Annotated in this window: 17 protein-coding genes, 1 tRNA gene and 1 pseudogene; 11 read left to right on the top strand and 8 right to left on the bottom strand. The window is 71.4% G+C overall.

Annotation, left to right across the window (positions count from 1 at the left end; all coding sequences use genetic code 11):
* Positions 1-248: 248 nt before the first annotated feature.
* From J7I97_RS26435 to rlmB, 5 genes are all read left to right on the top strand, one after another.
* The gene (locus tag J7I97_RS26435) at positions 249-731 is read left to right on the top strand and encodes a CarD family transcriptional regulator (RefSeq protein ID WP_003953493.1); all 483 of its coding nucleotides are present in this window, start codon (positions 249-251) and stop codon (positions 729-731) included.
* A gap of 265 nt (positions 732-996) precedes the next feature.
* Positions 997-1,743 carry a 2-C-methyl-D-erythritol 4-phosphate cytidylyltransferase gene (ispD, locus tag J7I97_RS26430; protein WP_214939286.1) on the top strand — a complete coding sequence of 249 codons (747 nt, stop codon included), beginning with the start codon at positions 997-999 and terminating at the stop codon, positions 1,741-1,743.
* A gap of 175 nt (positions 1,744-1,918) precedes the next feature.
* On the top strand, positions 1,919-2,395 hold the full coding sequence (gene ispF / locus J7I97_RS26425) for a 2-C-methyl-D-erythritol 2,4-cyclodiphosphate synthase (protein ID WP_214939375.1): 477 nt from the start codon (positions 1,919-1,921) through the stop codon (positions 2,393-2,395).
* Positions 2,396-2,576: 181 nt separating this feature from the next.
* On the top strand, positions 2,577-3,977 hold the full coding sequence (gene cysS, locus J7I97_RS26420; protein WP_214939283.1) for a cysteine--tRNA ligase: 1,401 nt from the start codon (positions 2,577-2,579) through the stop codon (positions 3,975-3,977).
* Between the two features lie 94 nt (positions 3,978-4,071).
* Positions 4,072-5,043, top strand: coding sequence for a 23S rRNA (guanosine(2251)-2'-O)-methyltransferase RlmB (rlmB, locus tag J7I97_RS26415; protein ID WP_214939281.1), 972 nt, complete (start codon positions 4,072-4,074; stop codon positions 5,041-5,043).
* 64 nt (positions 5,044-5,107) lie between these two features.
* Here the strand turns inward: rlmB and J7I97_RS26410 are convergent, their stop codons facing one another.
* Both J7I97_RS26410 and J7I97_RS26405 read right to left on the bottom strand, forming a co-directional pair.
* Positions 5,108-5,752: an NUDIX hydrolase gene (locus tag J7I97_RS26410; protein ID WP_308365060.1), complete on the bottom strand. Its 645-nt coding sequence runs from the start codon at positions 5,750-5,752 to the stop codon at positions 5,108-5,110.
* A gap of 17 nt (positions 5,753-5,769) precedes the next feature.
* Entirely contained in the window at positions 5,770-7,308 is a 1,539-nt protein-coding gene (locus tag J7I97_RS26405; protein ID WP_214939279.1) for a hypothetical protein, read from the bottom strand.
* Positions 7,309-7,477: 169 nt separating this feature from the next.
* On the opposite strand from J7I97_RS26405, the gene J7I97_RS26400 reads away from it, so the two are divergent.
* Complete coding sequence (locus J7I97_RS26400) at positions 7,478-8,998, top strand: DoxX family membrane protein (protein ID WP_214939276.1); 1,521 nt, start codon at positions 7,478-7,480, stop codon at positions 8,996-8,998.
* Positions 8,999-9,099: 101 nt separating this feature from the next.
* Here the strand turns inward: J7I97_RS26400 and J7I97_RS26395 are convergent, their stop codons facing one another.
* The 3 genes from J7I97_RS26395 to J7I97_RS26385 form a co-directional block, all read right to left on the bottom strand.
* The gene (locus J7I97_RS26395) at positions 9,100-9,885 is read right to left on the bottom strand and encodes a nucleotidyltransferase family protein (RefSeq protein ID WP_251050493.1); all 786 of its coding nucleotides are present in this window, start codon (positions 9,883-9,885) and stop codon (positions 9,100-9,102) included.
* Between the two features lie 71 nt (positions 9,886-9,956).
* The gene (locus J7I97_RS26390; protein WP_214939270.1) at positions 9,957-10,370 is read right to left on the bottom strand and encodes a hypothetical protein; all 414 of its coding nucleotides are present in this window, start codon (positions 10,368-10,370) and stop codon (positions 9,957-9,959) included.
* A 268-nt stretch (positions 10,371-10,638) separates the two neighbouring features.
* The gene (locus J7I97_RS26385) at positions 10,639-11,727 is read right to left on the bottom strand and encodes an ABC transporter ATP-binding protein (protein ID WP_214939269.1); all 1,089 of its coding nucleotides are present in this window, start codon (positions 11,725-11,727) and stop codon (positions 10,639-10,641) included.
* A 177-nt stretch (positions 11,728-11,904) separates the two neighbouring features.
* On the opposite strand from J7I97_RS26385, the gene J7I97_RS26380 reads away from it, so the two are divergent.
* Both J7I97_RS26380 and J7I97_RS26375 read left to right on the top strand, forming a co-directional pair.
* Entirely contained in the window at positions 11,905-12,591 is a 687-nt protein-coding gene (locus tag J7I97_RS26380) for a hypothetical protein (protein ID WP_214939267.1), read from the top strand.
* 42 nt (positions 12,592-12,633) lie between these two features.
* Positions 12,634-12,708: transfer RNA gene (locus J7I97_RS26375), tRNA-Thr, on the top strand.
* A gap of 58 nt (positions 12,709-12,766) precedes the next feature.
* On the opposite strand, the gene J7I97_RS26370 is transcribed toward J7I97_RS26375, so the two are convergent.
* The gene (locus J7I97_RS26370; protein WP_214939265.1) at positions 12,767-14,146 is read right to left on the bottom strand and encodes an FAD-binding oxidoreductase; all 1,380 of its coding nucleotides are present in this window, start codon (positions 14,144-14,146) and stop codon (positions 12,767-12,769) included.
* Between the two features lie 247 nt (positions 14,147-14,393).
* On the opposite strand from J7I97_RS26370, the gene J7I97_RS26365 reads away from it, so the two are divergent.
* Positions 14,394-14,933, top strand: coding sequence for a nuclear transport factor 2 family protein (locus J7I97_RS26365; RefSeq protein WP_214939262.1), 540 nt, complete (start codon positions 14,394-14,396; stop codon positions 14,931-14,933).
* A 10-nt stretch (positions 14,934-14,943) separates the two neighbouring features.
* Here the strand turns inward: J7I97_RS26365 and J7I97_RS38910 are convergent.
* Positions 14,944-15,054 (bottom strand): annotated as a pseudogene (locus J7I97_RS38910) (IS5/IS1182 family transposase); the annotation flags it as partial.
* A 52-nt stretch (positions 15,055-15,106) separates the two neighbouring features.
* Between J7I97_RS38910 and J7I97_RS26360 the strand changes: the two are divergent.
* Positions 15,107-15,997 carry an aminoglycoside phosphotransferase family protein gene (locus J7I97_RS26360; RefSeq protein WP_214939259.1) on the top strand — a complete coding sequence of 297 codons (891 nt, stop codon included), beginning with the start codon at positions 15,107-15,109 and terminating at the stop codon, positions 15,995-15,997.
* Positions 15,998-16,065: 68 nt separating this feature from the next.
* Positions 16,066-16,539, top strand: a complete 474-nt coding sequence (locus J7I97_RS26355; RefSeq protein WP_214939256.1) for a GNAT family N-acetyltransferase — start codon at positions 16,066-16,068, stop codon at positions 16,537-16,539.
* Positions 16,540-16,578: 39 nt separating this feature from the next.
* On the opposite strand, the gene J7I97_RS26350 is transcribed toward J7I97_RS26355, so the two are convergent.
* Positions 16,579-17,450 (bottom strand): zinc-binding dehydrogenase (locus J7I97_RS26350; RefSeq protein ID WP_214939253.1); only part of this gene is annotated, 872 nt, incomplete at its 5' end.

Here is a 17,450-nt window from a genome sequence, read left to right as displayed (position 1 = left end):
CCCGGCTTGAAAACCGGCAAAACGGGACGTACGTCACATTGGTGGGGTCGACCGTCAGGTGTAACGTGGTCGTTTCGCCTGGTCCGCGCAGCGCCTCCGACCTGCGAATACCCCCTTCCGGAAGCCCTCCGCAGCACGTTCGTGTCGCAGTTGTCAAGCCCTGAGATGTGCCCTGACCTGCGAAAACGCCATTCATAACGGTCAGTTCTCGTGTTACCCTGGATAGCCACGGAAGGGGTACCTGTCACATGACGTTCAAGGTTGGCGACACCGTGGTCTATCCCCATCACGGGGCCGCGCTGATCGAGGCCATCGAAACTCGCCAGATCAAAGGCGTGGACAAGACCTACTTGGTGCTCAAGGTCGCCCAGGGCGACCTGACGGTTCGTGTGCCTGCGGACAATGCAGAGTTCGTCGGCGTTCGCGACGTAGTCGGCCAGGACGGGCTGGACCGGGTCTTCGAGGTGCTCCGCGCACCGTATGCAGAAGAGCCGACGAACTGGTCCCGGCGCTACAAGGCAAATCTGGAGAAGCTCGCTTCTGGCGATGTCATCAAGGTCGCCGAAGTCGTGCGTGACCTGTGGCGTCGTGAGCGTGAGCGCGGGCTTTCCGCGGGTGAGAAGCGCATGCTCGCGAAGGCGCGCCAGATTCTGGTGAGCGAGCTCGCGCTCGCCGAGAACACCAACGAGGACAAGGCCGAGGCCCTCCTCGACGAGGTTCTCGCGTCCTGACGCAACCAGTCGTACGCAGTTGTGCCGCGGTGCCCGATGGCAAGGAGACTTGTTGCCGGGCGCTGCGGCATGTCTGTCTCCTCGTCCAACTCCTTGATCCAACCCCTTGGTCATCTCCCTTGGTGCGCCGGGTCCGGGAAGCCTGCTCGACCGGTCTCACGGAAGGGGCGAGGGCGTCGTACCCGGCACCCTTCAGGCCATACCCACGTCGGTCGAAGTCACAAACCTGGTCGCCAAGCCGGAGTCACACTCCCGGAGCTCCCCGATGTCTGACGAATCGCGCCCGCACCGCACCGCCGCGGTGATCCCGGCAGCCGGCCGCGGCGTACGCCTCGGCCCCGGCGCCCCCAAGGCCCTGCGGGCCATCGGCGGCACCCCCATGCTCATCCACGCCGTCCGCGCGATGGCCCGCTCCCGCGCGGTCTCCGTCGTGGTCGTCGTCGCCCCGTCCGACGGCGCCGCCGAGGTACGCCACCTCCTGGACGAGCACGCGCTGCCCGACCGCACCGAGATTCTGGTCGTGCCCGGTGGCGAGACCCGCCAGGAATCCGTACGCGCCGGCCTGGAAGCGCTCCCCGCGGACATCACCTCCGTACTCATCCACGACGCGGCCCGCCCGCTGGTCCCCGTCGACACCGTGGACTCCGTGATCGAGGCCGTCCGCGAAGGCGCCCCGGCCGTGGTGCCCGCCCTGCCGCTGGCCGACACCGTCAAGGAGGTCGAGCCCGGCAAGCCCGGCGAGCCCGAGCCGGTGGTCGCCACGCCCGAGCGGGCCCGGCTGCGCGCCGTGCAGACCCCGCAGGGCTTCGACCTCGCCACCCTCGTGCGCGCCCACGAGGAAGTCGCCGTCAATGGCGAGGGCGCGACCGACGACGCCGGAATGGTGGAACAGCTCGGCGTCACCGTCGTGGTGATTCCCGGCCATGAAGAGGCCTTCAAGGTCACCCGCCCGCTGGACCTGGTCCTCGCCGAGGCCGTACTCGCCCGCAGGAGGGCCACCGATGCGTACTAGCCCCGCAGGTCCGGCCGATCAGGACGGGGCCTCGAACCCGGCCCCGGCCTCGAACCCGGCCCCGGCCTCGAACCCGGCCCCGGCCTCGAACCCGGCCCCGGCCTCGAACCCGGCCCCGGCCTCGAACCCGGCCCCGGCCCCGGCCCCGGCCCCGGCCCCGGCGCCGGCGCCGCTCATCCCGCTCGTCGGCATCGGCACCGACGTGCACGCCTTCGAGACCGGCCGCGAGCTGTGGTGCGCCGGCCTGCTCTGGGAGGGCGAGGACGGTCTCGCCGGGCACTCCGACGGCGATGTCGCGGCCCACGCCGCCTGCGACGCCCTCTTCTCCGCCGCCGGGGTCGGCGACCTCGGCGCGCACTTCGGCACCTCCCGCCCCGAGTGGTCCGGCGCCGCCGGGGTCACCCTGCTGGCGGAGGCCGCCCGGATCGTGCGGGCCGAGGGCTTCGAGATCGGCAACATCGCCATCCAGGTGATCGGCGTACGCCCGAAGATCGGCAAGCGGCGCGAAGAAGCACAGAAGGCGCTCTCCGCCGCCGCGGGCGCCCCCGTCTCCGTCTCCGGCACCACCACCGACGGACTCGGCCTCACCGGCCGCGCCGAAGGCCTCGCCGCCCTCGCGACGGCTCTGGTGTACCGGACGAACGACAGATAGTGCCGGCAAAGCCAGCGAAGTCAGCGAAGTCAGCGAAGTCCGCAAAACCGACAAATCGGCGTAGCGCGACGACCGCGAACCCCGTCGGCCAGGCCGACGGCCGCACCTCTTCCGCAACAAAGCAGCCCCGCGTCACCAAAGGGTCGCGGGGCACTGCTACAGGCGCACTACCCTGGATGCCGTGACTATTCGCCTGTACGACACCAGCGCCCGGAAGATCCTCGACTTCACCCCGCTCGTTCCGGGCTGTGTCTCGATCTACCTCTGTGGCGCCACCGTGCAGGCCGCCCCGCACATCGGGCACGTCCGCTCGTACCTCAACTTCGACATCATGCGCCGCTGGTTCACCTACCGCGGCCTCGACGTCACCTTCATCCGCAACGTCACCGACATCGACGACAAGATCATCGCGAAGGGCGAGGACCAGGGCCGCCCCTGGTGGTCCATCGGATACGAGAACGAGCGCGCCTTCAACGACGGCTACAACGCCCTCGGCTGCCTCCCGCCCACGTACGAGCCCCGCGCCACGGGCCACGTGCCGGAGATGATCGAGATGATGCGCGTGCTCATCGAGCGCGGCCACGCCTACGTCGCCGACGGCAGCGTCTACTTCGACGTGCGCTCCTTCCCCGGCTACCTGGAGCTCTCCAACCAGGACATCGACGACCTGCGCCAGCCCGCCGAATCCGGCATCACCGGCAAGCGCGACCCCCGCGACTTCGCCATGTGGAAGGCCACCAAGCCTGGCGAGCCCGACTGGGAGACCCCCTGGGGCCGCGGCCGTCCCGGCTGGCACCTGGAGTGCTCCGCGATGGCGCACAAGTACCTCGGCAGCGCCTTCGACATCCACGGCGGCGGCCTCGACCTGATCTTCCCGCACCACGAGAACGAGATCGTCCAGGCCAAGGCCTTCGGCGACGAGTTCGCCAAGTACTGGGTCCACAACGCCTGGGTCACCATGTCCGGCGAGAAGATGTCCAAGTCGCTCGGCAACTCCGTCCTCGTCTCCGAGATGGTCAAGCAGTGGCGCCCGATCGTCCTGCGCTACTACCTCGGCACGCCCCACTACCGCTCGATGATCGAGTACAGCGAGGAGGCGCTGCGCGAGGCGGAGTCCGCCTTCGCGCGCATCGAGGGCTTCTGCCAGCGCGTCATCGAGAAGGCCGGCGGGCCCGTCGAGCCCGCCGCCGAAGTCCCGCCCGCCTTCGCCGAGGTCATGGACGACGACCTCGGCGTCCCGCAGGCCCTGGCGATCGTCCACACTGCCGTCCGCCAGGGCAACAGCGCGCTCGCCGCCGACGACAAGGACGCGGCCATCGCGCGCCTGTCCGAGGTCCGGGCCATGCTCGGCGTCCTCGGCCTGGACCCGCTCGACCCGCACTGGGCCGGCGAGGCAGACCGCGGCGAGGACCTGCACGGCGCCGTCGACACCCTCGTACGCCTCGTCCTGGAACAGCGCGAGTCCGCCCGCGCCCGCAAGGACTGGGCGACCGCCGACACCATCCGCGACCAGCTCCAGCAGTCCGGGCTGGTCATCGAGGACAGTCCGACCGGTCCGCGCTGGACGCTCGGCCCCCGCTGAGCCCGGCAGCTGAGCCTGGTGTGCCGCCCGGCGTTCCGGGCGGCACACTCTTCATACGTACATACCGCAGCACCAACGAAAACAGGTAGAAGTCATGGCCGGGAACAGCCAGCGCAGGAACCGCCGCACGTCCAACAAGAAGGGCGCGACGGTCGGCAGCGGTGGCCAGCGGCGCAAGGGCCTGGAGGGCAAGGGCCCCACGCCCAAGGCCGAGGACCGCAAGAAGCACAAGGCGAACCGCATCAGCAACGCGATGGCCCGCCAGGCGGCCAAGCGCCGTCCGGCCCCGCGCCGCGGCGGTCCCAAGGGCACCAGCGAGATGGTCGTCGGCCGCAACCCGGTCTTCGAGGCGCTGCGCGACGGCGTTCCGGCCACCACGCTCTACGTCCAGCAGTTCATCGACAACGACGAGCGCGTCCGCGAGGCCCTCCAGCTCGCGGCCGAGCGCGGCAACATCAACCTGATGGAAGCCCCGCGCCCCGAGCTCGACCGCATGACCAACGGGCTCAACCACCAGGGCATGGTCCTGCAGGTGCCGCCGTACGAGTACGCGCACCCGGAGGACCTCACCGCCGCCGCCTACGACGACGGCGAGGACCCCCTCATCGTCGCCCTCGACGGCGTCACCGACCCGCGCAACCTCGGCGCCATCGTCCGCTCCGTCTCCGCCTTCGGCGGCCACGGCGTGGTCATCCCCGAGCGCCGCGCCGCCGGCATGACCGCCGGCGCCTGGAAGACCTCCGCCGGCACCGCCGCCCGCACCCCGGTCTCCCGCGTCACCAACCTGACCCGCGCCCTCCAGGACTACAAGAAGGCCGGCATCACCATCGTCGGCCTCGCCGCCGAGGGCCAGCACACCGTCAGCGACCTCGACGCGCTCGCCGGCCCCGTCGTCATCGTCGTCGGCTCCGAGGGCAAGGGCCTCGGCCGCCTCGTCGGCGAGAACTGCGACTACCTCGTCCGCATCCCGATGCCGGGCGGCGCCGAGTCGCTCAACGCCGGCGTCGCCGCGGGCGTCGTGCTGTACGAAGCGGCCCGCCGCCGCGCCGACCGCGGCCGCGTCTAGTCCGCGCCGACCCCCCGGGCGGGCCGCAGTACGGCCCGCCCGGGGGTTTGAGGCCCGTACCGGTTCAGGCGACCGGTCCTCGGGGCGCCGCCAGGCCCGCCAGCCGGGCCCGCAGCAGCGTCGCCATCGTGAAGGCGTCCGTGATGCGGCCGTCCAGCACCATCGCCTCGGCCTCCCGGAACGGCACCGTCAGCGAACCGCGGATGCCCTCGCTCCCCGCCAACGCCCCCACCCCGTCGATCCGCGCCGCGTACAGCAGCACGCGGTCACCGAGAACCCCCGTGTCCGGGTGCAGCACTCCCAGCGGAATCAGCTCCAGGACCGTCGCCCCGATCTCCTCGCGCAGCTCCTTGGCCGCGTTCGCCGGATCCGCCAGACCGCTGGTCCCGAAGCCGCGCGGGATCTCCCACTGCCACGACCGCGTGGCGTGCCGGAAGTGCTCGATCAGCACCACCTCGCCGTCGAGCAGCGGCAGCACCACGCACCCCGGCTCGGCCGTCGACCCGATCGACCGGATGTACGTGCCCTCGCGGCCGTCCGGGAACCGCACCGGGTCGCGCAGCAGCGTGACGTACGGGTCCTGGTAGAGCACCCCGCCCGCCGCCGCCACGGCCGCCGGCTCGGTCAGGATCTCGATCCCGCCCGGCTCGTTGCGGAACAGCTCCGGCCGCTCGGCGCGCAGCGCCTCGTACTTCTCGATGCCGTTCACGCGCGTCCCCCGTGGTGTCAATCCGTCTGGCGGTCCGCGAGCCGGCCCGCCTCGACCGGGATCCTGCCCGTTTGCGTAGTTTCGACGCCGAGGACCCGCAGGATCGTGTCCCAGTCTTTCTTGAGGTTGCCCAGCCTGAGGGCCGGGAACGTCACGCTGTGGCTCAGGCCCCGCCCCAGCCCGCCCGCTCCGCCCCGGTCCCGGAACTGGAGCCTGACCGTCAGCGGGCCGGCCGTCGCCACCAGCAGGGCCAGCGCGGCCTCGGGAACCGAAGGGGTCTGGCCCGCCACCACCTCGAGCGCGATCCCGGCGGACTCCAGCACCAGCACGGTGGCGATCTCGCGACGGAACCCGTCGGCGGAGCGGCTGGTCTTCCGGGCGGCCCGGAGCATCCGCGCGTGCCGGCGGGCCACTTCCCGTGTTCCCGCTGCGAACTCCTCCGGCGAGGGCAGCCTGCCGTGCGCGAAACTGCCGTCCACGAAGGACGCCAGCGCGTCGATGTACGCCCGCCACTCCTCCTCCCGGCGCAGCCGCACCACGTCCGCCAGGCCCAGCCCGGCGTACGAGTTGGGCCCGTCCACCGCCCGGTGCAGATCGTCTGCGATCAGCCCCCGCAGTAACTGGCCGAGCGCCTCCGGGTCTTCGTCGCGCGGCCGCTCCTCCTGACGCAGCTCCTGCAGGGTCGAGCGGGGCGGTGAGTCCGGCGGAGTGAGCGCCATCAGACCGCTCGCCTTCGGAATCCCCAGGTTGTAGAGCAGGTCGATCAGCTGCTTCATCGGCACGATGTGCGGCCCGTCGAGCAGCAGGCTCTCGTGCGGCTCGGTGCCGGGCCGGCAGAGGAAGCTCCGGTAGACGGCCTGCCGGGTGATCGGATTGTCGTTGTCCTGCTCGCCCGCCCAGAAGTAGAGATCCCTGAGGATCCCGTCGCGCATCGCCTTCGCCTGCGCTTCGCCGATGCCCAGGTTCTTGCCCAGCTCGGCTGGCGCGAGCCGTTTCAGGACGGAGAGCTGCTGCGAGAACCAGTTGGCGACGTGGCCGGTCTTCTGCTCGTTGTGTCCGTCTTCCCAGTCGAACCGCACGAGCGCCGGATCGGCCTCCTCCGACAGCATCCGGCTCCATGCCGTGTGCACCTGCCGGTCGTAGCCCCAGGCGAAGTCGACGGTCGCCTCCCGCTCGGTGAACAGGTACGGGACCAGGGCGCGCGAGTTGAGCAGGCCGGCGAAGGCGCCGCGCTCCAGTGGATCGGCGGTCGGCAGGTAAGAGGTGTAGAGCGCCTCGTTGTTGAGGAGGTACGCCCGGTTGACGACCAGGGTGCCGCTGTTCACGAGAGAGCGGCGAAATTCGGCCGCGGCGGCCGAGACGATCTCGGGGGAGGGGCCGGGCACCGCGCTCGCACGCTGCCGTGACTCGGCGAGCCCCGCGGGCAGCCACTGGTTGTCCAAGGCCTGGGCCATCACCGGATAGTCGGTGAGGTCGGCGAAAACCAGCTGATTGCCCGAGCGTCGCGGCTCTGCGGGTTCCCTCGACTGCCCCTGCTCGGACGCGCGAATCGTCATGTACGGCTCCCCCCAGATGACCGACTGAATCAACTCCCTTGATTCTCCCACCACATGCCGACCACCGGTCGAATATTGGTTCCGTGCGCCGAGCGTGGCTTGATCTTGACGGGTCTCGGACAGATCGCTCAGGTCAAGGCAGTGTCCTAAACACTGATCACTCGGTTAGATGAGTGTGGACACCAGAACGTCAGGGTTCGACGACCAGCCCGCGCTGAGCATGGTCAAGGTGCCGTGCGACCCCGCACAGGTCATCGTCAACCACGCCAGCTTCCGCGTGCGGCTCGCACCGAGCCCGAGCGCGCGTTCCAAGCCCGCGAATGCCCCCAGCCGCGCACCCGTCCTCGGCGCCGCCGCGGTCGCCGCCGCCGGAGTCACTCGCCGCCGGGCCCCCGTCGTCTGGAGCGGCAAGTCCGCCAACGGCGACTCCGGGGCCACCGGCGGACTCCTCCAGGCCGTACGCGAGGTTGGCCGCGGGCACGACGACTACGGCGACGGCGGCGCCACCCAGGTCATTCCCCGTCTGGACCTCGCGCACGACCTCGCCGACAACGCCCTCGCAACGCCGACCATCATCGGCCAGCGCACCTATGGCGACCCGGACGAAACCCGCCCGATGGCCGCCGTCAGAGACCTGCCGCACTACGCGGGCCCGGCCCCCGACCCCACGGCGGACTCCCGGCGCAACCCCCCCGACGCGCGCGGGCAGGCCTCGTACTACCCGGGCCGCCGGATGAACCTCGGCGTCGTGCTGCTCCCGCTGCGCGTCTTCCTCGGTTTCATCTCCATCTACGCCGGCATGGGCAAGCTGTGCGACCCCGTCTACTTCGACGGCGGCGAACGCGGCTCCATGGTCACCTGGCTCCGGACCCTGCACCCCTGGGCCCTCGCCGAGCCGCTGCGCGACTTCGCACTGGCCCACCCCGTCGGCGCCGGGCTCAGCGTGGCGTTCCTCCAGGTCATCGTCGGCGTCCTGACCGTATTCGGGCTGTGGCAGCGGTTCGCCGCCTGCTTCGGCGCGCTGCTGTCCGCCGCGCTGCTGATGACGGTGAGCTGGAAGACCGTCCCGGCCTACGACGCGCCCGACATCATCTACCTCGCCGCCTGGAGCCCGCTGATCATCGCCGGCGCCCCCGTCTACTCCCTGGACGGACGGCTCGCGGGCGAGGCCTGGCGCACCCTCGGGCCGCGCTCCGAGATCTGGCGGCTGCGGCGGCGGGTACTGCGCCGCGGGGCCGTCATGGCCACCGTAGTCTGCGGGCTCACCCTGCTCATCGGCTCGGTGCTCGGCGGGGCCGTCCGCTCCACCACCGTCGTCACCGTGCCCGGGCCGGGACAGGCCCCCAGCAACTACCTGCCCGGCACCCCGCTGCCGCAGACGCCGGCCAAGCAGGCACCGACCCGGCAGCAGCAGCAGCAGCCTTCGAAGGCCGCCTCGCCCTCGGCGAGCGCCTCGAAGCCGGCCACCAAGTCCGGCCGCACCGGCTCGGGTTCCACGTCCAAGGCGACCTCCGGGACCGGCGCGCAGTCGCCCTCCGCGAGCCGCACCGGCACCAGCAGCCAGACCCCGCGCAGCAGCACCCCGCGGCAGTCCGCCCCGCAGCCGCCGCCGTCCTCGACCTCGGGCAGCGGCAGCGGCGGGGACACGCCGACGGCGAAGCCCGGCCTGGTCGGGGGTCTGCTGGGCTGAGGCCGGCTGGTACGACGTACAAGGGGTCCGGCGCGCGAGGAGCGCGCCGGGCCCTTCGCCGTGCCGCCCGCGCGGGTGCCCGTACAGGGATGCGAAAAGCCTCAGGGGGCGCTCTGCGCGGCCAACTCCCGTGCGGCCTCGGTCAAGTCCTTGGCGGTGTCGATCGCCCGCCAGTAGGCCCCCTGGGGCAGCGGGAAGCCCGCCAGGCGGCGCTCGCGGGCCAGCCGCGGGAACGTGGTCCGCTCGTGGTCTCCCAAGTCCGGGAGCAGCGCGGCGAATTCGGCACTGAAGACATAAACGCCCGCGTTGATCAGATAGGGCGACGGCGGAGCCTCGATGAAGTCCAGGATCTGCCCGAACTCGTTCGTCTCCACCACCCCCCACGGAATGCGGGGGCGGGCCAGCGCCAGGGTCGCCGTCGCCGCCCGCTCGGCATGGAACGCGGCCATCTCGCGCAGCGAGAACCGCGTCCAGATGTCACCGTTCGTCGCGTACCAGGGCTGGTCCGGGTGCGGGAGGTGCCGGGCGGCGTGCTTGAGGCCGCCCCCGCGCCCCAGCGGCTCCTCCTCGACGACCGTGGTCACGCGGAGCGGCAACCGCGCCTGCGCCAGCCAGTCCTGGAGCACCTCGGCGAGATGCCCGCACGACACCACCGCGTCCGTGACCCCCTCGGCCGCCAGCCAGGCCAGCTGATGCCCGATGATCGGCGTCCCCGTCCCCGGGATCTCGACCATCGGCTTCGGCCGGTCGTCCGTATACGGCCGCAGCCGCGAACCCTGGCCGCCTGCCAGGACGACCGCTTGAGTGGGCGCCTGGGTGGGGGAGGCCGGGAACGCGGCCGCGGAATCGGTGGATGGGTGGTGCGATGCGCGAGGAACGTCGGTCATGGCGGCCAGAGTAGGGAGACCCGGGCTCCGGCGGCGGCCGACGCGACGTGCGCCGGCCGGTGTCCGTGGTGTCAGCCCATTGAGGCGACGCCGGACGCGTACGAGGTGTCGCACACCGGGCGCGCGAAGGACTGCGCCTTCGTCGGCCCGTACGCGTCCACCGCGGCCCGGCCCAGCGCCCGCGCGATGCCCATGCAGTGCTCGGCGAGCGAGGGCCGCCGGTCCACCTCCTGCTGGAGGTGCGTGAGGACGGCGCCCGGCGCCTCGCCCTCGTGGAGCTCGCTGAGCAGCTTGTCGCGCAGCACGTCCTGCGCGGCGCGCGGCTTCGCGGGGACGGAGACGTCCTCGGCGGAGGCGGTCAGGATCTGGGAGGGGGAGTTGTCCGCCCAGGGGACCATGGTGACCGCGAGGGTCCCGGACAGGACCAGGACGACGGGCAGGACCAGGGCGAGGGAACGGCCGATACGGCGGGCAGTGTGGGTCACGAGGGCGAGAGTAGCGCTCGGTGAAGATTTGGCGACATTCAGTCACCCGGTCGGGGGATGGTTCGACGTGGCTTTTCGATTTAAGGGTTGACGGGTGGGGCCGAATGGCCCGGTCTGACGGGATAACGCCCTGGGCTCGCGGAAGTAGCGGAAGTCTCGCCGAACCCGCGGGAGTCGGCGGAGCTCGTGGAGCTCGTGGAACTCGTGGAACTCGCGACAAAGGGGCGCCCCTTGGCGGAGCGCCCCTTCATGTCGTGCTGCTGCCCCGTCAGTCGGAGAGGCGCACACCGGACGACGTCGAGAACACGTGGATCTCGTCGGCGCGCGGCACCACGTGCAGCGTCGAGCCCTTCTCCGGCACCTGGCGGCCGCCCACGCGCACCACGATGTCCTGCGAGCCCTCGGCGGCCGCGGTGGAGCCGTAGACGTACCCGTCGGCGCCGAGCTCCTCGACGACGTTCACGGTGATCGTCAGGCCGCCCGTGTCACCGACGTCGAAGTGCTCGGGGCGGACGCCCACGGTGACGGTGCGGTCGCCCGCGTCCGCCGCGGCGGACAGCGCCTCGCGCGAGACGGGGACGACGCTGTCGCCGAACTTCACGCCACCGTCGGTGATCGGCACCTCGACCAGGTTCATGGCGGGAGAACCGATGAACCCGGCGACGAAGAGGTTCGCGGGGCGGTCGTACATGTTGCGCGGGGTGTCCACCTGCTGGAGCAGCCCGTCCTTGAGCACCGCCACCCGGTCGCCCATGGTCATGGCCTCGACCTGGTCGTGGGTGACGTAGACGGTGGTGATGCCGAGGTCGCGCTGGAGGGCCGCGATCTGCGTGCGGGTGGAGACACGGAGCTTGGCGTCGAGGTTCGACAGCGGCTCGTCCATGAGGAACACCTGCGGCTTGCGCACGATGGCGCGGCCCATGGCCACGCGCTGGCGCTGACCGCCGGAGAGCGCCTTCGGCTTGCGGTCGAGGTACTGGGTGAGGTCCAGCATCTTCGCCGCGTCCTCCACCTTCTTGCGAATGGTGGCCTTGTCCTCGCCGGCGATCTTGAGCGCGAAGCCCATGTTGTCGGCGACGGACATGTGCGGGTAGAGCGCGTAGTTCTGGAACACCATCGCGATGTCCCGGTCCTTGGGCGGCAGGTGCGTGACGTCACGCTCACCGATGCGGATGGAACCGCCGTTGACGTCCTCCAGGCCGGCCAGCATGCGCAGCGAGGTGGACTTGCCGCAGCCGGAGGGGCCGACGAGGACGAGGAACTCGCCGTCCTCGATCTCCAGCTCCAGCTGGTCGACGGCGGGCTTGTCGCCGCCGGGGTAAAGCCGGGTCGCCTTGTCGAAGGTGACAGAAGCCATGGTGATGAATCCCTTCTACCGGCAGGAACGTGCCGGACGATCCGAGTGGAAGGTCTAGTCCAGTAATCGGACTCCGCTCGACGCTACCCGGCGATCCGCTTCCTGTCAGCATCCGTGCCCGGTGACTTCGGACTCTGTGGGTGCGATCTGTCGGACCCGGATGTTTGGATCACGGGCATGAACGGCACCCCGCGTCCCCTCGACGTCCACGAGCTGATCCGCGTCCTCCCCGAAGCCCCGGTCCTGCAGGCCCGCTGCCGGGCCCTGGCCGCCGTGGACGTGCTGATGGGCGGCCGGGGCGGGTCGTACTTCGGCTACGACCCCGCTTGGGGTCCGGGCGTCGAGGCCGCCCTGATGAACAACGGCTCGGGCGACGAGTACACGATCCTCTTCACGCCCGACGGGGTCTTCGGCCGCGGCTTCGACCACGAGTCCTGGATGAGTCCTTACACGAACGAGGACGAGGAGCTGTGGCCCGGCCTCGTGGACACCTTGCCGGAGGTGTTCCGGCCGCTGCTCGCGGAGCCGGCGTTCTGCGACGAGCACGTGACGGTCGCGACGGTGGTGTTCTGGCGGGAGACCGCCGACACCGCCTGGCGGGCCGGCCCTGTGGAGATCCCGGAGGGCTCGGAAGACGGTACGGGGCGCCTCTTCCACGTCCTGGTGGCCGGCACGCCGGAGGCGTATGCGGCGTTCGCCGCGGGCTACTACGGCAGGGAGCCGGACCTCGCGGCGGTCCGGCGGGTATGGGAGGTTCGCCCGCTGACCGAGGGGGAGGTCAAGGCGGTGAACCCGGAGATGACCCTCGCCCTGGCGGCTCCCGGCCTGCGGGCGGTGGGGTTTCCCGTGGCGTGCGAAAGGTGATGGCTCGGGGATTCGGCTGCTGTGTAGAGTGAGTGCGGCCCCGCCTCCTTAGCTCAGTCCGGCCAGAGCAACGCACTTGTAATGCGTAGGTCGTCGGTTCGAATCCGACAGGGGGCTCCGCGTGCGAAGGCCCCGGACCGAATCGGTCCGGGGTCTTCGGCGTGTTCGGGGGCGGTCAGTGGCGCCCCGAGATGCGGTCCGCGAGGCGGGCCAGGGGGGTTGTCGTCGGGGTGTGGGTGGCGGCTTCGCGGCGGTCGGCTTCGCGGTAGGCGGCGTAGAGGGCCTGGACGCCGAGCCAGCGGAAGGGTTCTGGCTCCCAGCGGCGGACGCGGTGGTTGACCCAGGGGAGGGTGGTCAGGTCGGTGGAGTCGCCCAGGACCAGGTCGCGCAGGGTGCGGGCCGCGAGGTTGGCGGTGGCCACGCCCGAGCCGACGTAGCCGCCCGCCCAGCCGAGGCCCGTGGTGCGGTCCAGGGTGACGGTGGCGCACCAGTCGCGGGGGACGCCGAGGACGCCGGACCAGGCGTGGGTGATCTCCGTGCCGGCGAGCTGGGGGAAGAAGGAGGTCAGGAGGGTGGTGAGCGCCGTGATGGTGGCGGGGTGGGTGCTGCCGTCGTTGTCCGTGCGGGAGCCGTAGCGGTAGGGGACGCCGCGGCCGCCGATCGCGATGCGGTTGTCGGCGGTGCGCTGGGCGTACATGTAGGCGTGGGCCATGTCGCCGAGGGTCGACGCGTCGGACCAGTTGAGGGTGTCCCAGGTGGACTGGGGGAGGGGGGCCGTCGCGATCATTGATGAGTTCATCGGGAGCCATGAGCGCTTCTGGCCCTTGAGGGCCGCGGTGAAGCCCTCCGTGCAGCGCAGGACGTACGGGGCGCGAACGGTGCCGTAGGGGGTGATGGCCCTGCCGGTGGTGATTTCCGTGACCGGGGTGGATTCGTGGATGACGACGCCCAGCCGTTCGCAGGCTCCGGCCAGGCCCTTGACGAGCTTCAGGGGGTGGATGCGGGCGCCGTGGGGGGTCCAGCTGGAGCCGACGGCGTCGGCGATGTTGATGCGGGCGCGGGTGTCCGTGGCGTCATAGAGGGCGCGGTCGGTTTCGCCGAAGGCGAGTTCGGCCTCGTGGAAGGCCTTGAGGCGGGTGAGCTGGGCGGGGGTGCGGGCGACTTCGAGGACGCCGCCGCGGTGGATGTCCGCGTCGATGCCCTCCTTGGCGGCCGTGTCGATGACCTGGGTGACGGTGTCGTTCATGGCTTGCTGGAGGCGGAGGGCGGCCCGGTGGCCGTGGAGGGTCGCGTAGCGGTCGCGGCCGGCGATGCCGTTGTAGAGCCAGCCGCCGTTGCGGCCGGAGGCTCCGTAGCCGCAGAACTTCTGCTCCAGGACGGTGACGCGGAGGTCGGGTGCGGACTGCTTGAGGTAATACGCGGTCCACAGGCCGGTGTAGCCGGCGCCGACGATGACGACGTCGGCTGTGGCGTCGCCGGTGAGGGGGGCGCGGGGTGGCTGGGCGGCGGTGGGGTCCGTCGCATACCAGAAGGAGATGCCGCCGTTGATCGTCATGGGGGAGTTGGTACACCGGGTTCCGGATGGGTGTCCAGGTGCCGAGTGCCGGGTTTTGGGGTGCGAGAGCAGGCCTTTTGGCTGATGTGGCGGGCCGGTGTGGTTCTTAGGGTGGGGAGGGTGTTTTGTTCTTGTTCGGGCGATACGGGGGAGGTCGGGAGGGCGGGAGGGCGGGAGGCCGGGAGGTCGGTTGGACTCGGGGTAGACGCCTTGACCTCAAGCGCACTTGAGGGAGGAGTCTTCCGCCATGGACACCGAAGAGATGCAGCGACAGTTGCAGGCCCTGACCGACCGCGCTGAGATCACCGACTTGATGGACCGCTACCTGCGTTCCCTGGACGACGGGGTTCTCGACGAGGAGTGGGCTCGCGCGTTCCACACCGAAGACGTCACCGCGGAGATGCCCATCGGCACCGTTCATGGCCGCGATGCCCTGCTGGCCCATGTCCGGCGGGGAATGGCGCTGTTCGACCGAACCGTGCATCTGGGCACCAACACCGTCATCGAGCTCGACGGTGCCCGGGCCACTGCCCGCGGGGCCCAGTTGAGCACCCACGTCCTGGCAGACGGCTCGGGCAGCGTCTTCATCTCTGCCGGCCATGCCGACACCGAACTGGTCAGGACGGCTGACGGCTGGCGGATCTCTACCTCGGCACTGCGGGTGGTGTGGACCCAGGGCTCCCCTCCGCGGCTGCCGGACGATTTCGCCCCAGCCGCAGCCGCAGCCGCAGCCCCAGCCGCAGCCGCAGCCGCAGCCGCAGCCCCAGCCCCCGCCCCCGCGGCCTAGGCCTGGGTGATCATGTGCGGAGCCGGATGGCCAGGGCTGCTGCGGTGGCGGTGCCGAGGAACACATAACCGCGTTCGTCGTAGCCAGTGGCCACGGCCCGGAACTGCTTCAGCCTGTTGATCACCGCCCGATTCCTAGCCGTGGTGGCGGGCTGTGGCGGCTACGGTCGGGGGATGGTGGAGATTCCGGCGGGGCTCGTCGAGGCGCAGGTCAGGTTCAACGGCGCGGCGGGGCGGGAGTTCATCGCGGGGTTGCCGGCTCGGGCGGCGGAGTTTCTGGAGCGGTGGGGGCTTCGGGGGACCGGGCCCGGGATGCACGGGGTGACCGCGTTGGTCCTGCCGGTGGAGCGGGCGGACGGGACGGCGGCCGTGCTGAAGATGGCGCTGCTGGATGAGGAAAGCGCGGGGGAGCCGCTCGCGTTGCGGGCGTGGGGCGGGGAGGGCTGCGTAAGGCTGTTGGAGCATGACGGCCCGACGGGGACGATGCTGCTCGAGCGGCTCGATGAGGGGCGGCATCTGTCGGCGCTCGCCGAGCGGGACTCGCGGCAGGCGGTGGGGGTGATCGCCGAGCTGCTGGCGCGGCTGACGGCGGTGGAGGCTCCGGCGGGGGTGCGGGGGCTCGGCGGTGTCGTGGCGGGGATGCTGGCCGACGTACCGGGGGCGCTCCGGCGGTTGGCGGACGGGCGGGAGCGGGGGCTGCTGGCGGATTGCGCGGCGGCGGTGGGGGAGGTGGCGGGCGAGCCGGGGGGCCGGCTGCTGCACTGGGATCTGCACTACGACAACGTGCTGGGCGCCGGGCGGGAGCCGTGGCTGGCGATCGATCCGAAGCCGCTGGCCGGGGATCCGGGGTTCGATCTGCTGCCGGCGATTCAGAACAACTTCCGGGTGGACGAGGTGGTGTGGCGGTTCGACCTGCTGACGGCCGTGCTGGGACTGGACCGGGGGCGGGCGCGGGCGTGGACGCTGGGGCGGGTGTTGCAGAACTGCCTGTGGGATGTGGAGGACGGTGAGGTGAGGCTCCAGGGGGAGCAACTGGCCGTGGCGGAGCTGCTGCTGGGGCGGTGAGCTGGGGGGCGTCTTTGTGAGGACCGTCGACGTTCCGCGCTTACGCTGGCGGGTTCTACGCTGCGGGCGTGATCCGGAGTACTGAAGTCGCCGATGTCCCTGCCATCCACGCCATGATCCGCGAGCTCGCGGAGTACGAGCGGGTGCCGCACGAGGCCCGGGCGGGCGAGGAGCAGTTGCGTGAGGCGCTGTTCGGGGAACGCCCGGCGGCGTTTTCGCACGTCGCGGAGTCGGAGGAGGGCGAGGTCGTCGGCTTCTCGGTGTGGTTCCTCAACTTCTCGACGTGGCGCGGGGTGCACGGGATCTACCTGGAGGACTTGTACGTACGGCCGGGCGTGCGCGGGGGCGGGTACGGGAAGGCGCTGCTGGCGGAGCTGGCGCGGATCTGCGTGGAGCGTGGGTACGGGCGGCTGGAGTGGTCGGTGCTGAACTGGAACGAGCCGTCGATCGGGTTTTACGAGCGCCTGGGTGCGCGGCCGCAGGACGAGTGGACGGTGTACCGGCTGACGGATGAGGCGTTGGCGAAGCTGGGGGCTGTGTAAGGCGCCTGGGCGTCAGGGCTGGCACGGCTGGCACGGCTGTTACGGCTGTTTGGGCTCCAGGACGACCTTGCCTGTGGTGGCGCGGGTTTCGAGGGCGCGGTGAGCGGCGGCGGCGTCGGCGAGGGGGTAGCGCTGGAGGGCCGGGCGGAGTCGGCCGGCGGCGGCTTCGGCGAGGGCGCGGGTCTCCAGTAGGCGAAGAGGATTCCCGCCGCCGGCGCGCTGGAGCATGGCGGGGCCGAGGACGTTCTGGGTGGTGATGGCGCGGGCGGTGAGGTCGGCGCGTTCGGCGTCGGTGAGGGTGAGCGGGCCGCCGGACCAGCCGAAGACGAGGTGCCGGGCGCCGGGGGCGAGCAGGCCGAGGGCGGTGCGGGCGGTGGCGCCGCCGACGGAGTCGAAGAAGACGGTGGCGCCGCCGGGGTGGTGGGCGCGTACGGTGTCCGGCCAGTCGGGCGTGGTGTAGTCGAGGGCGAGGTCGGCGCCGTTGGCGGCGGCCCGGGCGGTTTTGGCGGGGCCGCCGGCGAGGGCGATGACGGTGGCGCCGGCGTTCTTCGCGTACTGGACGAGCAGGGTACCGATGCCGCCGGCGGCGGCGGGGACGAGGGCGGTGGAGCCCGGGCCGAGGCCGGCGAACTGGAGGATGCCGAGGGTGGTGCGGCCGGTGCCGATCATGGCGACGGCCTGGGCGGGGTCGAGGCCGGGCGGGATGGCGTGCAGGCGGTCGGCGTCAGCGACGGCGTACTCGGCGTAGCCCCCTGGGGCGAAGCCGAGGTGGGCGACGACCTGGCGGCCGAGCCAGGCGGGGTCGGTGCCGGGACCGAGGGCGTCGACGGTGCCGGCGACCTCACGGCCGGGGGTGGTGGGGAGGCCGGGCAGGGGGGCGGGCGGGCCTTGGATGCCTTGGCGGAGGGTGG

The organism is Streptomyces sp. ISL-87, from assembly GCF_018614095.1.
GTDB lineage: Bacteria > Actinomycetota > Actinomycetes > Streptomycetales > Streptomycetaceae > Streptomyces.
Note: the sequence above shows the minus strand (reverse complement) of the source record. Positions and strands in the feature narration are given on the sequence as shown.